The sequence below is a fragment of the Paenibacillus sp. FSL H8-0259 genome, from assembly GCF_037963255.1.
Classification (GTDB): Bacteria; Bacillota; Bacilli; order Paenibacillales; family Paenibacillaceae; genus Paenibacillus_AQ; species Paenibacillus_AQ phytohabitans.
Genome location: NZ_CP150147.1, coordinates 7,459,025 through 7,472,261, shown reverse-complemented (window position 1 = coordinate 7,472,261; position 13,237 = coordinate 7,459,025). Strand labels below are relative to the sequence as shown.

Genomic DNA, 13,237 nt, shown 5'->3' with positions numbered 1-13,237 from the left:
AAAAGGAGGTTAACGACTTGCGTGTAGATCCGAACAGTTTAGAACTGACAGAAAGAGTTGTGCACATTAACCGTGTTGCAAAAGTTGTAAAAGGCGGACGCCGTTTCAGCTTTAGCGCACTTGTTGTTGTGGGCGACGGCAACGGCTATGTCGGTGCGGGTATCGGTAAAGCCGGCGAAGTTCCGGATGCCATCCGTAAAGGCATTGAAGACGCCAAGAAAAACCTGATCCACATTCCAATCGTAGGAACTTCGATTCCTCACTTGGTTACTGGGCATTTCGGCGCAGGACGCGTTCTGCTGAAACCAGCATCCGAAGGTACCGGCGTTATCGCTGGTGGTCCAGTTCGTGCGGTACTTGAATTGGCAGGCGTTGGCGACATCTTGACAAAATCTTTGGGTTCTTCGAATTCCATGAACATGGTCAATGCTACTTTAGAGGGACTTTCCCGTCTGAAACGCATTGAAGAGGTCGCGAAGCTTCGCGGCAAATCTGTCGAAGAATTACGCGGTTAAGGAGGGGAACGTCAATGGCAAAGTTGCAAATTACCCTCGTACGCAGTGTGATCGGACGTCCAGAAACACAACGTGTTACTGTTAAGACGCTCGGCCTGCGCAAAACCAACTCGTCCGTGGTTCACAACGATACTCCTGCAATTCGCGGAATGATCAACAAAGTGAGTCACTTGCTATCCGTTACTGAAATTGAAGGCTAATTGCCTCGCATAAATTAACAAACATAAGGAGGTGCAAACGATGAAGTTACATGAACTTGCTCCAGCTCCTGGTTCACGCAAAGAACGCAACCGCGTTGGTCGTGGTCCAAGTAGCGGGAACGGTAAAACTTCGGGCCGCGGTCACAAAGGTCAAAACTCCCGTTCCGGCGGTGGTGTGCGTCCAGGCTTCGAGGGTGGACAAAATCCACTCTATCGTCGTCTGCCTAAACGTGGTTTCATCAATCCTACCCGTAAAGAGTACGCGATTGTGAACCTGGAAGATCTGAATAGCTTTGCTGAAGGAACAGAAGTGACTCCACAACTGTTGCTTGAAACTGGTGTTGTCAGCAACACTAAGAGCGGCATTAAGATTCTCGGCAATGGCGAACTGGCTGTTAAATTGACTGTACAAGCAAATAAGTTCTCTCAATCTGCGGTAGAGAAAATCGAAGCTGCCGGCGGTAAAACCGAGGTGATCTAATGTTCAAGACGCTTAAGAATATATGGCATGTTGAAGATTTGCGCAAAAAGATCCTGTTTACCCTGTTCGTTCTGATCATTTACCGCATCGGTTCGTTTGTACCGGTTCCCGGTGTGAACAAAGAAGTACTGGAATCAACAAATCAGAGCGGAGACGCTTTGATGGGTCTTTTGAACACCTTCTCGGGCGGAGCGCTCAAAAACTTCTCGATTTTTGCGATCAGCATTTACCCGTATATTACAGCATCCATCATAGTGCAATTGCTCTCGATGGATGTTATCCCTAAGTTTGCCGAATGGGCTAAGCAAGGGGAGCACGGGAAAAAACAACTGGCGCAAATTACGCGTTACGGCACAGTAGTGCTAGGTTTGATTCAAGCGTTTGCCACATCTATCGGTTTTAACCGGATTTATGGCACTGAGATGATTCCAAATGCAACCTTTGCGGATTACCTGCTTATCGCGATCATACTGACGGCGGGTACATCGTTCTTGATGTGGTTAGGTGAACAGATCACTGAAAAGGGAATAGGAAACGGGATTTCGATCCTGATTTTTGCGGGAATCGTCGCTGCTATACCGGGATATTTCACGGCTACGGCACAATCAAGCTTCATTCAGCCGGATCAGATGTTCCTGAATATTCTTAAAGTCGTTATTATACTGCTCGTGGTTGTAGCGATTATTGTCGGGGTTATCTTTGTTCAACAAGGTATCCGTAAAATCCCTGTACAATATGCTAAACGCGTAGTCGGTAACAAAATGTACGGTGGACAGAATACGCATATTCCGCTTAAAATTAATGCGGCTGGTGTAATTCCTGTTATCTTCGCCGTTTCACTGCTTCAATTCCCGGTTGTTCTCTCATCTTTCTGGTCTACACATGATTGGGCAAAATGGATTGCCAAGTACTTGGCAATTGAAGCACCGCTCGGAATGCTCCTGTATGTGGTAATGATCATCGGATTTACGTTCTTCTATACGTTTGTTCAGATGAATCCGCAGCAGATGGCAGAGAATATGAAGAAGAACGGCGGATACATTCCAGGTATTCGTCCGGGCAAGGCAACTGAGAAGTATCTGACCAGAGTAATGTCCCGCCTGACTATGTCTGGCGCGTTGTTCCTGGCTTTGATCTCTATCTTGCCAATGTTCTTTGGTACTCTGGCAGGGCTGCCTAAGCAGGTTAAAATCGGCGGTACTGCGCTGCTGATCGTAATCGGTGTGGCATTGGATACCATGAAGCAGATCGAGAGCCAATTGATCAAACGCCATTACAAAGGCTTCATCAATAAATAGGCGATAGGTTCCGGTGAAGTACCTAGGGTTTTAAACTTCCCGGTACCTATTGTGCTGTTTCTTGCTTGGTGGCGAACTTTTGGGGGGAGAAGAGAATCGTGAACATTTTATTCATGGGCCCTCCTGGGGCAGGCAAGGGAACACAAGCCGCTGTAGTAGTGAAGGAACTTGGTATTCCGCATATTTCGACTGGAGATGCTTTCCGCTTGGCGATCAAGCAGGGAACTCCAATCGGGCTGAAAGCTAAATCTTACACGGAACAAGGCTTGCTTGTACCTGATGATGTGACTATTGGAATCGTTGAAGAACGGCTGCAGCAGTCCGATTGCGAAAAAGGTTTTTTATTGGATGGCTTTCCAAGAACCCTTTCGCAAGCGGAAGCGCTGGGAGAAATCCTTAGCCGACTCGGCACTTCATTGGATCACGTAATCAACTTGAATGTGGACCGCGGACTGCTGATGGCGCGCCTTACAGGACGCCGGATCTGCAGCACTTGCGGAACATCCTACCATTTAATTTTCAACCCGCCGAAGCAAGATGGCATCTGCGACATTGATGGCGGTGAATTGTATCAGCGTCCGGATGACAACGAAGAGAGTGTAGGCAAGCGTCTGGATGAGTATGATAACAAAACAGCGCCGCTGCTTGCATTTTATGACGATAAAGGTCTTTTGCGTCAGGTAAACGGAGAAAACGAAATCAATGTCGTTTCTTCCGAAATCGTGTCTTTATTGCGGGGTTAATGTAATGATCATTTGTAAATCCGAACAGGAACTTGCCTTTATGAGGGAAGCTGGACGAATTGTTGCCGAGAGTCACCGCCGTATTGCTGAGGCTATAGAGCCTGGTATTACAACTGGAGAACTCGACAGAATCGCCGATCAATACATCCGCAGTCAAGGTGCTGTGCCGTCTTTCAAAGGTTACAACGGTTTTCCTGCCAGCATTTGCGCTTCAGTCAACGAACAATTGGTGCATGGATTTCCAGGTAAACGCAAACTGGTAGAAGGCGATATTGTTACGCTAGATATCGGTGCAGAGTACCGCGGTTATCACGGTGATTCCGCCTGGACCTACGGGGTGGGCAGCATTTCTGAAGAGGCTCAGCGTCTGCTGGACGTCACGGAAGGCTCCTTGTACGCAGGACTGGCGTTAATCAAACCGGATGTGCGCTTGTTTACAATCTCCCATGCTATCCAGCAGTACATCGAGGACGCCGGCTTCTCCGTTGTCCGCGAGTATGTTGGTCATGGCATTGGGGCAGAACTGCATGAAGAACCGCAAATTCCGAACTATGGCATAGCGGACCGCGGACCACGTCTGAAGCCGGGTATGGTACTCGCGATTGAGCCGATGGTTAACGCCGGGGACAGATATGTCAGAACGCTGGAAGATAACTGGACGGTCGTTACGGTAGACGGTTCACTATGCGCTCACTTTGAGCATACAGTAGCAGTTACACCGGACGGCATGGAGATTTTCACAAAACTGAATGCGTAGGTGATCTTCACGTGAATACTGGGAGCAGCCCGCAGATTGGTCAAATCGTGAGAATTCTCAAAGGCAAGGATGCCGGAGAGGCTGCCGTTGTTATCGCAGTTGTTGATAGCAGATTTGTATATATTGCTGACGGGGACAAACGCAAGTTTGATAGTCCAAAGAAGAAGAATATTCAGCACTTGGAGCTCATACCCTTCATCAGCAATGAGATTGTAGATAGTTTGGAAGAAACCGGCCGGGTAACCAACGGAAAGCTGCGGTTCGCAGTGATGAAGTATGGGGGGCCAGCTGGAAAAAGTGCTAATGAGAAAGGAGACTAACTGTGGCTAAGGAAGATGTCATTGAGGTAGAAGGAACGGTCATTGAGCCGTTGCCTAACGCAACGTTTAAGGTTGAGCTTGAGAACGGTCATCAAATACTTGCCCATGTGTCCGGGAAATTGCGGATGCACTTTATCCGTATCCTAACCGGAGACAAAGTGGTCGTGCAGTTATCGCCTTATGATTTATCAAAAGGCCGTATAACTTACCGTAAATAGATGGGAACTACAACAAAAGTTTTGCTTCGCAAAACTTTGAGGAGGTAATTAACATGAAGGTAAGACCTTCTGTAAAGCCCATTTGCGAAAAATGCAAAGTCATCCGCCGCAAAGGGACTGTTATGGTAATTTGCGAAAATCCGAAACACAAACAAAAACAAGGTTAAGAAGGGGGTGTAGCGTAAAATGGCTCGTATAGCTGGAGTGGATTTGCCACGTGATAAGCGCGTTGAGATCGCCTTGACTTATATTTTCGGAATCGGTAAAACGACTTCCCAGAAAATTCTTAATGAAACAGGCATTGACGTTAACACACGTGTCCGTGATTTGACGGAAGATGAAGTCAGCAAACTGCGTGAAACGATCGACAAGCAGGTTAAGGTTGAAGGTGACCTTCGTCGTGAAATTTCCTTGAATATTAAACGTCTTACTGAGATCGGCTGTTACCGCGGTGTTCGTCACCGTCGTGGATTGCCTGTTCGCGGTCAACGTACCAAAACAAATGCCCGTACCCGTAAAGGCCCGCGTCGTACGGTAGCAAACAAAAAGAAATAAGAAGAGGTGATAAGAGACAATGGCTAAACCGAAAAAAGTCGTACGTACGAAACGTCGCGACCGGAAAAATATCGAGTCTGGCGTGGCACATATCCGTTCCACGTTCAATAACACTATCGTTACGATCACGGACCCTCACGGAAATGCAATTTCCTGGGCAAGCTCCGGCGGTCAAGGATTCAAAGGTTCCCGTAAATCGACTCCATTTGCAGCGCAAATGGCAGCCGAATCTGCTGCTAAAGCAGCTATGGAACACGGCATGAAGTCCGTTGAAGTTATGGTTAAAGGACCGGGCGCGGGCCGCGAAGCAGCCATCCGTTCCCTTCAGGCCGCTGGCCTTGAAGTAAACCTCATTAAAGACGTTACTCCGGTTCCTCACAATGGATGCCGTCCGCCGAAGCGTCGCCGCGTTTAGTAAAATCAGAATTGTGATTGTGGTATAATTCTGACGCATCTGCTAATAATAGGTGTTTAGGCATACTACATGATACACCTGATGGGGTGACTGTTTCATATAGGAGCGACGTTTGAAGGAGGGGTACACTCGTGATAGAAATCGAAAAGCCGAAGATTGAGACCGTAGAAGCCAATGATGATGGAACCTATGGGAAATTCGTAATTGAACCGCTGGAACGTGGATATGGCACGACTCTGGGGAATTCGCTTCGCCGGATATTGCTTTCCTCCCTTCCGGGAGCCGCAGTGACTTCGGTCCAAATTGACGGCGTTCTGCATGAGTTCTCGACCGTTCCCGGCGTAATGGAAGATGTGACGGAAATCATCCTGAACCTTAAAGCTCTGTCTCTGAAGATTCATTCGGATGAAGAGAAAGTGTTCGAGATTGATGCTGAAGGAGAAGGCATTGTTACCGCAGGTGATATTCGTGCGGATAGCGATGTTGAGATCCTGAACCCGGATCTTCATATTGCAACGCTGGGACCTGGAGCGAGACTACACATGCGCATTTTTGCAGGCCGTGGTCGCGGCTACGTCCAAGCGGACCGGAACAAACGCGACGATCAGCCAATCGGTGTTATTCCAGTTGACTCCATCTACACTCCTATTTCCCGCGTGAATTATGGTATTGATAATACCCGTGTTGGTCAAGTGACTAACTACGACAAATTGACGCTTGAAATTTGGACGGATGGCAGTATCAGACCGGAAGAAGCCGTTAGTCTTGGAGCCAAAATTTTGAACGAGCACCTCGTTCTGTTCGTAGGTCTTACGGACGAAGCGAAAGACGCCGAAATTATGGTTGAAAAAGAAGAAGACAAAAAAGAAAAAGTACTCGAGATGACCATCGAAGAGCTAGATCTTTCTGTCCGTTCCTACAACTGCCTCAAACGTGCCGGTATTAATACCGTGCAAGAGCTGACTACGAAAACTGAAGAAGATATGATGAAGGTCCGTAACCTGGGCCGCAAATCTTTGGAAGAAGTTCAAGAGAAGCTTGAGGAGCTTGGTTTGGGTCTTCGTACAGAAGAATAGTTATAGGGCTTCTTGAGATTTGAGTGAAGGAGGGAAAACAAATGGCATACCAAAAATTGGGCCGTGATTCCAGCGCGCGCAAAGCACTATTCCGCGATATGGTAACGGATCTGTTCCTATACGAACGCATCCAGACAACAGAAGCCAAGGCGAAGGAAGTTCGTTCCATCGCTGAGAAACTGATCACAAAAGCGAAAAAGGGCGATCTTCATGCTCGTCGTCAAGTAGCAGCATTTGTTCGTCGTGAGACTGTAGACGGTGAACAAGATGCAATCCAAAAATTGTTCTCTGATATTGCTCCTCGTTACACTGAGCGTCCAGGCGGATACACTCGTATCCTGAAGCTGGGACCTCGCCGTGGCGATGCTGCGCCTATGGTTTATCTTGAACTGGTAGACCGCGCGTAGTTTCACAAGCATGATTTCCGGATGTACGCATTACGTATTTAACGTTATTGTACTGCAGGGCATTTTGACCCTGCCGTGCAAATAACCGCGGGAATCACCTTGTATAGAGTAGAAGGAGCTCCCGCCGGGGCTCTTTTTTTATGAAACAGAAAAACCTATGGACTAACAGGAGAATGAAATGCGCAATCTATTGATGAAAGTCAATTATGACGGTACCCATTATGATGGCTTTCAGACCCAGCCTCAGGGCAATACGATTCAGGACAAGCTGGAGCATGCCATTCTTCATCTGACCGGTGAGACGCTCAAGATAACGGGCTCAGGACGGACAGACGCAGGAGTGCACGCTTATGGCCAACCTTTTAATTTCATAACCTCTTCCCAGATCCCGCTGGAACGCTGGTGTCTGGCTCTGAACGCCAGGCTTCCGCAGGATATCGTGGTTACCGAGGCCTGGGAGGTTCCGCTCTCTTTCCACTCCCGTAGAGGAGCGAAGCGTAAAACCTACCGGTACACGATTAACGGCAACCGGTTCCCGGATCCGTTCCAGCGGCGCTGGCAGCATCATCATCCGATGAAGCTGGATATTCCGGCGATGGAGCAGGGGTTGGCTGGGCTGCTGGGCACCCATGATTACACTTCATTTGCGTCCAGGAAGTCTACCAAGACTTCGCATGTACGCACGATATTTGAAGCACGTCTTGAGGTGGACCGCAGCATGTGCCGGCCCGGGTCTCCCGATCAGGGTGTTATCCATACGTATATTACAGGCAGTGGCTTCCTGCAGCATATGGTACGCATAATTATGGGCACGCTGATGCAAGTGGGGCAAGGCAAGATCAGCGCGGATAGAATCCCTCTAATTCTTGCGGCATGTGACCGCGCGGCAGCCGGACCTACAGCTGTGTCTAAGGGTTTGGCACTCTGGAGTGTAGAATATGACGAGAATGAGAACTAAACGATCAGCATAATATTTTCTATGAAAAATAGTGTTTGAAAAGTTAAAAATCACTTGCACTTGTCATGTTTATGCTGTAATATAAAAGTTGTGTTTTCTTGATGGCTATCCCACAGCCCCGATCAAGGAAATGCCAACAAACAAGCTTTTCTTAACTCACATAATTGTAATCCAATGAGAAACAAGATATACGAAACAGATGATTTTCGTACGAGAACAAGGAGGAAACATTCATGCGTACCACCTATATGGCGAAGCCGAACGAAGTTGAACGCAATTGGCACATCATTGATGCCGAAGGCAAAACACTTGGCCGTTTGGCAAGCGAAGCCGCTGCTCTAATCCGTGGCAAACACAAACCGCAATTCACTCCACATGTTGATACTGGAGATTTCGTAATTGTTATCAACGCTGAGAAGATTCACCTGACCGGTAAGAAAATGCAAAACAAGAAATACTACCGTCACTCGATGCACCCAGGTGGTTTGAAAGTCACTGTTGCTGAAGACCTGATCAAAACCAAACCTGAGCGTATGATTGAATTCGCAGTTCACGGCATGATTCCTAAGACTCGTCAAGGGGATCACATGAAACTGAGACTCAAAGTATATGCAGGCGCTGAACATCCACATGCAGCACAAAAACCTGAAGTTTACGAACTTCGCGGATAAGAATAGAGGAGGACAGTTTCATGGCACAAGTACAATACTATGGGACAGGTCGTCGTAAACATTCGGTAGCACGTGTTCGCCTTGTACCGGGTGAAGGACGCATTGTCATTAACAAACGCGAGATGGACGAATATTTCGGTGTAGAAACACTGAAGATGATCGTAAGACAACCTTTGAACCTGACTGAAACTCTAGGCAACTACGATGTAATCGTTCTTGCACATGGTGGCGGCATTTCCGGTCAAGCTGGCGCAATCCGTCACGGTATCTCCCGTGCATTGCTTAAAGTAGACCCTGAATATCGCGGTGCGCTGAAGAAAGCCGGCTTCCTGACTCGTGACCCACGTATGAAGGAACGTAAGAAATACGGCCTCAAAGCCGCTCGTCGTGCTCCACAGTTCTCGAAACGTTAATATCTGTCTCCTTGTTATCAAGGAACTCAAGCTCCTGGCCTTTATGGCCGGGAGCTTTTTTATTGTTTATATCACCAAAATATTAAATCCCCGAATACTTTATTCCAAAATGAACAAAACCCATTGACTTCGGCACTGAAACAGATATACTATACCATATAGAATTAGTCGGGATTAATCTCTCAGAGGATTCGATCTTGGCTATATCCGGATGGAGGAAGATTAAATGAATCTGCTTGAGAAAGAGGATTTAATCAAAGTTAAAGCTGAAGAATTGGAGAATGCCACTCCCGAAGAGATTATCCGCTGGGCGGTAGAGACTTTTCCTAATATAACCTTTGCCTGCAGCTTTGGTGCCGAGGATGTAGTACTGGTGGATATGATCCAGAAGGTCAGCCCGTCGACAGATGTGTTCTATCTCGACACCGATTATCATTTCAAGGAAACCTATGAGACAAGAGATATTATGGCTGACAAGTACGGAATGGAGTTCGTCCGTGTATCGCCGCAGATTACAGTGGAAGAGCAGGCGCTGCAGTATGGTGAGGCGCTTTGGAACACTGACCCGAATCAATGCTGCGCCATCCGTAAGGTTGAGCCGCTCACGCGTATTCTTTCGCAATACGACGCTTGGATTACCGGAATTCGCCGTGACCAGGCGCCAACCCGCGCCAACTCCAAAAAGGTGGAGTATGATAACAAATTTGGCCTTGTAAAGTTTAATCCGATTGCAAGCTGGACCACAGAGGATGTATGGAATTATATCCGCGAGAATGATGTAGTCTATAACCCGCTTCATGACCGTAACTTCCCTAGTATCGGCTGTGAGCAATGCACCCGGGCTGTTATGCCTGGTGAAGATCCGCGTGCCGGAAGATGGTCCGGATCAGACAAAACAGAATGTGGATTGCATAAATAACACACTAGCATTGCACACAGGAGGAGAGAACAAGGATGACTTCAATACTTCCTCATGGAGGAGCGCTGGTTCAGCGTATAGCAGAGGGTGTGGAGAGAGAACAACTCTTGCAGCAAGCCTCAGCCAATAAATCAATTGCTCTCAATACATGGACTTTATCTGATTTGGATTTGATTGGTGTAGGTGCATTTTCGCCGCTTACTGGTTTCTTGAATGAAGCGGACTACCATTCTGTGGTCACTAGCATGCGTCTGGCAGATGGAACTGTATGGAGCATTCCTATCACACTCGCTGTTGATGACAAGCAGGCGGCATCCCTTGCAGTGGGTGAAAGAGTGTCGCTGATTGGTGAAGAAGACGGTGTAATCTACGGACTGCTTGATATTGAGAGTATTTACGAAGTGGATCAGCAGCTTGAAGCGCAGAATGTTTTCAAGACAACCGATCCAGAGCATCCTGGCGTAAGCAAACTGCTCGCCCGTCCGGCAACTTATGTAGGTGGTCCTATAACTGTACTGAACCGGCCGCAGCCTGAGAAATTCGGTGAGTTCTATTTCGACCCTGCCGAGACCCGTCAGATCTTCGCGGATAAAGGCTGGAGAACCGTTGTGGGCTTCCAGACACGCAATCCGGTGCACCGCGCTCATGAGTACATCCAGAAGTGCGCTATGGAGGTTGTAGACGCCCTGTTCCTGAATCCGCTTGTAGGTGAAACCAAGTCTGACGATGTGCCGGCCAACGTGCGGATGAAGAGTTATCTTGCGCTGCTGGAGAATTATTATCCGGAGAACCGCACATTCCTCGGTGTATTCCCGGCGGCAATGCGTTATGCCGGACCGCGTGAAGCGATATTCCATGCGATGGTGCGCAAGAATTACGGCTGCACACATTTTATTGTCGGTCGTGATCATGCCGGTGTGGGTGACTACTATGGCACTTACGAAGCCCAGGAGATCTTTGCGAACTTTACCGCCGAGGAACTTGGTATTACGCCATTATTCTTCGAACATAGCTTCTTCTGTGTGAAATGCGGCAACATGGCCTCCAGCAAAACCTGCCCGCATCCGGGTGATCAGCATTTGACGCTCTCCGGAACTAAGGTACGGGCACTTCTTCGCGACGGACAATGTCCGCCACCTGAATTCACGCGCCCCGAAGTGGCGCAGATTCTGATTGAAGGCATGTCTCCGGAAGTTTCGGTCCAAGCTTAAACAGCCAGTACTATTTGGCCCTCTTGTCCCATATAGATGAGTAGAATCTATCGGGACGAGGGGGTCTTTGTTATGTCTGGAGGGCAGCAGCATAAAGTCTCGGTCTGGATCTCTTGGAGCAGCATCAAAAAAAGCATCCTGGGCACTGCATTACTCGCTGTGATGATCGGTATTATTGCTTATGATATGCCGACTGCCAAGACGATCAATTATTGGAGTCTGCCGCTTTCCGGCAAGGTAATTGCCATTGATGCTGGCCACGGGGGGCCGGATGGCGGTGCAGTGAGCCGTGAGGGGCTGATTGAGAAGGATATCAACCTTTCGGTGTCCCTTTATTTGCGCGACTATCTGCAGCAGGCGGGAGCTATTGTAGTAATGACCCGGGAAGGGGATTATGATCTGGCCCAGGACAGCACCAAAGGGTATGCCAAGCGCAAGACGGAGGATCTGAAGCAGCGGGTCAGAAGCATCGAGGAGAAGGGCGCCGATCTGTTTATCAGCGTACATATGAACAGTATTCCTTCGAACCGCTGGAGCGGAGCACAAACCTTCTATTATCCAAGCAATGAGGGCAACAAGGCGTTGGCCGGATTGGTACAGGATGAGCTGAAGGCTACCCTTGAGAATACAGACCGTGTGCCCAAGACTGCGAACACCATTTATTTGTTAAAAGTATTAAAGATGCCTGCTGTCTTAGTTGAGGTAGGGTTCCTATCCCATCCTGAGGAATCCGTTCTGCTTGGAGACGATGTGTATCAACGGAAGGTGGCAACCAGTATCTACCGGGGGATCCTGCGGTATACCTCTGAGCAGCCATAGGGTGGGACTACTCTTCCGCCGGAGGGTAATGCTATAATAGACGAAAATACCGGAGCTTACCCGTCCGGGAAGGAACAGAGGTGCTTTCCATGCTGACTAGGGAACAAATTCAGGAACTTTTGCAGCCGCTCACAGACCCGGAATCCGGAAAAAGCCTTGTCGAATTACAGCTGATCCGCGATATCATGATTAAAGAAGACCGGATCTCGCTATCTGTCGTGTGTCTTGACTCCGAGGAGAAGCAGCGTATGGAGCTGGAGCAGCAGGTTCGCGATCTGCTTACTGAAGGCGGAGCGGATAATATTCATATCCGTCTGCGTGATGCCACCGATTATGAACGCGCTATACTCCGTGGAGAGAGTGCAGAGGACGAGCGGGAATCAGAACAAGGCGAGAAGCTGAAAGGCCATGCAGCGGGCCTTGAGGGGCATGAGCTGATCAATGAGAATTCGGGCGTGAACTTCATCGCGATCGCCAGCGGCAAGGGGGGAGTGGGGAAGTCTACGGTGACGGTGAACCTTGCCGTAGCACTAGCCAGAAAAGGTAAAAAGGTCGGTCTGATCGACGCCGACATTTATGGCTTCAGTATCCCGGATATGATGGGCATTGAAGAGGGACCAGTCGTGGAAGAAGGTACCATTATTCCGGTGGAACGATTTGGAGTGAAGGTCATGTCGATGGGCTTCTTCATCCGTGAGAATAGTCCTGTTATCTGGAGAGGGCCGATGCTTGGCAAAATGCTGCGCCAGTTCTTCAGCGATGTAGGCTGGGGCGAGCTGGATTACCTGCTGCTGGATCTGCCTCCGGGAACGGGCGATGTGGCGCTTGACGTGCACCAGATGCTGCCGCACAGCAAGGAGATCATTATAACCACCCCTCATGCTACGGCGGCCTTTGTGGCTGCCAGAGCAGGCTCTATGGCTCTGCAGACGGATCATGAGATTCTTGGGGTCATCGAGAATATGGCGTATTATGAATGTTCCTCCTGCGGCAAGAAAGATTATATCTTCGGACGCGGCGGAGGTGCCCGTCTGGCCGAAACGCTGCATACAGAGCTGCTGGCCCAGGTGCCGCTCGGTGCACCGGACAACCATATCTCTGAGCCTGATTTCTCACCGTCAGTGTATAAGGCGGATACGCCAACCGGAGGGTTATTTGCAGAAATTGCAGACAAGCTGATCGCTAAGTACGAGGAGTAAGCGCTGAGTAATTTGTTTGCAACACAAAAAAGGCCTGTCCCATATGGGGCAAGGCCTTTTTT

The 13,237-nt window shown here is 48.7% G+C and carries 20 protein-coding genes; all 20 read left to right on the top strand.

Annotated features, from left to right (window positions below; all coding sequences use genetic code 11):
* Positions 1–17: 17 nt before the first annotated feature.
* The 20 genes from rpsE (at position 18) to NSU01_RS32015 (ending at position 13,175) form a co-directional block, all read left to right on the top strand.
* The gene (gene rpsE, locus NSU01_RS32110; protein WP_036652980.1) at positions 18–515 is read left to right on the top strand and encodes a 30S ribosomal protein S5; all 498 of its coding nucleotides are present in this window, start codon (positions 18–20) and stop codon (positions 513–515) included.
* Between the two features lie 14 nt (positions 516–529).
* Positions 530–715, top strand: a complete 186-nt coding sequence (gene rpmD / locus NSU01_RS32105) for a 50S ribosomal protein L30 (protein ID WP_019908243.1) — start codon at positions 530–532, stop codon at positions 713–715.
* A 40-nt stretch (positions 716–755) separates the two neighbouring features.
* A complete protein-coding gene (gene rplO / locus NSU01_RS32100) occupies positions 756–1,196 on the top strand; it encodes a 50S ribosomal protein L15 (protein ID WP_039298666.1) in 441 nt (146 codons plus the stop codon).
* Positions 1,196–2,494 (top strand): preprotein translocase subunit SecY, encoded by a 1,299-nt coding sequence (gene secY, locus NSU01_RS32095; protein WP_042140133.1) that lies wholly within the window; start codon positions 1,196–1,198, stop codon positions 2,492–2,494. The genes rplO and secY overlap by 1 nt, the downstream gene beginning before the upstream one ends.
* A gap of 98 nt (positions 2,495–2,592) precedes the next feature.
* Positions 2,593–3,237: an adenylate kinase gene (locus NSU01_RS32090; RefSeq protein ID WP_042140132.1), complete on the top strand. Its 645-nt coding sequence runs from the start codon at positions 2,593–2,595 to the stop codon at positions 3,235–3,237.
* Between the two features lie 4 nt (positions 3,238–3,241).
* A complete protein-coding gene (gene map, locus NSU01_RS32085; protein WP_042140131.1) occupies positions 3,242–3,994 on the top strand; it encodes a type I methionyl aminopeptidase in 753 nt (250 codons plus the stop codon).
* 11 nt (positions 3,995–4,005) lie between these two features.
* On the top strand, positions 4,006–4,314 hold the full coding sequence (locus NSU01_RS32080; protein ID WP_042140130.1) for a KOW domain-containing RNA-binding protein: 309 nt from the start codon (positions 4,006–4,008) through the stop codon (positions 4,312–4,314).
* Positions 4,315–4,316: 2 nt separating this feature from the next.
* Positions 4,317–4,532 carry a translation initiation factor IF-1 gene (gene infA, locus NSU01_RS32075; RefSeq protein ID WP_018753971.1) on the top strand — a complete coding sequence of 72 codons (216 nt, stop codon included), beginning with the start codon at positions 4,317–4,319 and terminating at the stop codon, positions 4,530–4,532.
* A 53-nt stretch (positions 4,533–4,585) separates the two neighbouring features.
* Positions 4,586–4,699 (top strand): 50S ribosomal protein L36, encoded by a 114-nt coding sequence (gene rpmJ, locus NSU01_RS32070; protein ID WP_003322638.1) that lies wholly within the window; start codon positions 4,586–4,588, stop codon positions 4,697–4,699.
* Positions 4,700–4,718: 19 nt separating this feature from the next.
* On the top strand, positions 4,719–5,087 hold the full coding sequence (gene rpsM, locus NSU01_RS32065) for a 30S ribosomal protein S13 (protein WP_025706577.1): 369 nt from the start codon (positions 4,719–4,721) through the stop codon (positions 5,085–5,087).
* 19 nt (positions 5,088–5,106) lie between these two features.
* Positions 5,107–5,502 (top strand): 30S ribosomal protein S11, encoded by a 396-nt coding sequence (rpsK, locus tag NSU01_RS32060; protein WP_019908251.1) that lies wholly within the window; start codon positions 5,107–5,109, stop codon positions 5,500–5,502.
* A 131-nt stretch (positions 5,503–5,633) separates the two neighbouring features.
* Positions 5,634–6,578 carry a DNA-directed RNA polymerase subunit alpha gene (locus NSU01_RS32055; RefSeq protein ID WP_039298711.1) on the top strand — a complete coding sequence of 315 codons (945 nt, stop codon included), beginning with the start codon at positions 5,634–5,636 and terminating at the stop codon, positions 6,576–6,578.
* 41 nt (positions 6,579–6,619) lie between these two features.
* Positions 6,620–6,985 (top strand): 50S ribosomal protein L17, encoded by a 366-nt coding sequence (rplQ, locus tag NSU01_RS32050; protein WP_019908254.1) that lies wholly within the window; start codon positions 6,620–6,622, stop codon positions 6,983–6,985.
* Between the two features lie 178 nt (positions 6,986–7,163).
* Positions 7,164–7,943: a tRNA pseudouridine(38-40) synthase TruA gene (gene truA, locus NSU01_RS32045; RefSeq protein WP_076248527.1), complete on the top strand. Its 780-nt coding sequence runs from the start codon at positions 7,164–7,166 to the stop codon at positions 7,941–7,943.
* 233 nt (positions 7,944–8,176) lie between these two features.
* Complete coding sequence (rplM, locus tag NSU01_RS32040) at positions 8,177–8,614, top strand: 50S ribosomal protein L13 (RefSeq protein ID WP_042140128.1); 438 nt, start codon at positions 8,177–8,179, stop codon at positions 8,612–8,614.
* Positions 8,615–8,634: 20 nt separating this feature from the next.
* Positions 8,635–9,027 (top strand): 30S ribosomal protein S9, encoded by a 393-nt coding sequence (gene rpsI, locus NSU01_RS32035; RefSeq protein WP_042140127.1) that lies wholly within the window; start codon positions 8,635–8,637, stop codon positions 9,025–9,027.
* 226 nt (positions 9,028–9,253) lie between these two features.
* The gene (locus tag NSU01_RS32030; protein WP_039310345.1) at positions 9,254–9,946 is read left to right on the top strand and encodes a phosphoadenylyl-sulfate reductase; all 693 of its coding nucleotides are present in this window, start codon (positions 9,254–9,256) and stop codon (positions 9,944–9,946) included.
* A 35-nt stretch (positions 9,947–9,981) separates the two neighbouring features.
* The gene (gene sat / locus NSU01_RS32025; protein WP_042140126.1) at positions 9,982–11,157 is read left to right on the top strand and encodes a sulfate adenylyltransferase; all 1,176 of its coding nucleotides are present in this window, start codon (positions 9,982–9,984) and stop codon (positions 11,155–11,157) included.
* 72 nt (positions 11,158–11,229) lie between these two features.
* A complete protein-coding gene (gene cwlD, locus NSU01_RS32020) occupies positions 11,230–11,976 on the top strand; it encodes an N-acetylmuramoyl-L-alanine amidase CwlD (RefSeq protein WP_042140125.1) in 747 nt (248 codons plus the stop codon).
* A gap of 89 nt (positions 11,977–12,065) precedes the next feature.
* On the top strand, positions 12,066–13,175 hold the full coding sequence (locus NSU01_RS32015) for an Mrp/NBP35 family ATP-binding protein (RefSeq protein WP_076248529.1): 1,110 nt from the start codon (positions 12,066–12,068) through the stop codon (positions 13,173–13,175).
* The last annotated feature ends 62 nt before the right edge of the window (positions 13,176–13,237 follow it).

Excerpts from the sequence above, each read along its gene's own strand:
- secY (WP_042140133.1), top strand. The coding sequence starts at position 1,196 with ATGTTCAAGACGCTTAAGAATATATGGCATGTTGAAGATTTGCGCAAA.
- rplM (WP_042140128.1), top strand. The coding sequence starts at position 8,177 with ATGCGTACCACCTATATGGCGAAGCCGAACGAAGTTGAACGCAATTGG.
- rplO (WP_039298666.1), top strand. The coding sequence starts at position 756 with ATGAAGTTACATGAACTTGCTCCAGCTCCTGGTTCACGCAAAGAACGC.
- NSU01_RS32030 (WP_039310345.1), top strand. The coding sequence starts at position 9,254 with ATGAATCTGCTTGAGAAAGAGGATTTAATCAAAGTTAAAGCTGAAGAA.
- rpmD (WP_019908243.1), top strand. The coding sequence starts at position 530 with ATGGCAAAGTTGCAAATTACCCTCGTACGCAGTGTGATCGGACGTCCA.
- rpsK (WP_019908251.1), top strand. The coding sequence starts at position 5,107 with ATGGCTAAACCGAAAAAAGTCGTACGTACGAAACGTCGCGACCGGAAA.
- truA (WP_076248527.1), top strand. The coding sequence starts at position 7,164 with ATGCGCAATCTATTGATGAAAGTCAATTATGACGGTACCCATTATGAT.
- sat (WP_042140126.1), top strand. The coding sequence starts at position 9,982 with ATGACTTCAATACTTCCTCATGGAGGAGCGCTGGTTCAGCGTATAGCA.
- rplQ (WP_019908254.1), top strand. The coding sequence starts at position 6,620 with ATGGCATACCAAAAATTGGGCCGTGATTCCAGCGCGCGCAAAGCACTA.
- map (WP_042140131.1), top strand. The coding sequence starts at position 3,242 with ATGATCATTTGTAAATCCGAACAGGAACTTGCCTTTATGAGGGAAGCT.
- rpsM (WP_025706577.1), top strand. The coding sequence starts at position 4,719 with ATGGCTCGTATAGCTGGAGTGGATTTGCCACGTGATAAGCGCGTTGAG.
- NSU01_RS32015 (WP_076248529.1), top strand. The coding sequence starts at position 12,066 with ATGCTGACTAGGGAACAAATTCAGGAACTTTTGCAGCCGCTCACAGAC.
- rpsI (WP_042140127.1), top strand. The coding sequence starts at position 8,635 with ATGGCACAAGTACAATACTATGGGACAGGTCGTCGTAAACATTCGGTA.
- rpmJ (WP_003322638.1), top strand. The coding sequence starts at position 4,586 with ATGAAGGTAAGACCTTCTGTAAAGCCCATTTGCGAAAAATGCAAAGTC.
- cwlD (WP_042140125.1), top strand. The coding sequence starts at position 11,230 with ATGTCTGGAGGGCAGCAGCATAAAGTCTCGGTCTGGATCTCTTGGAGC.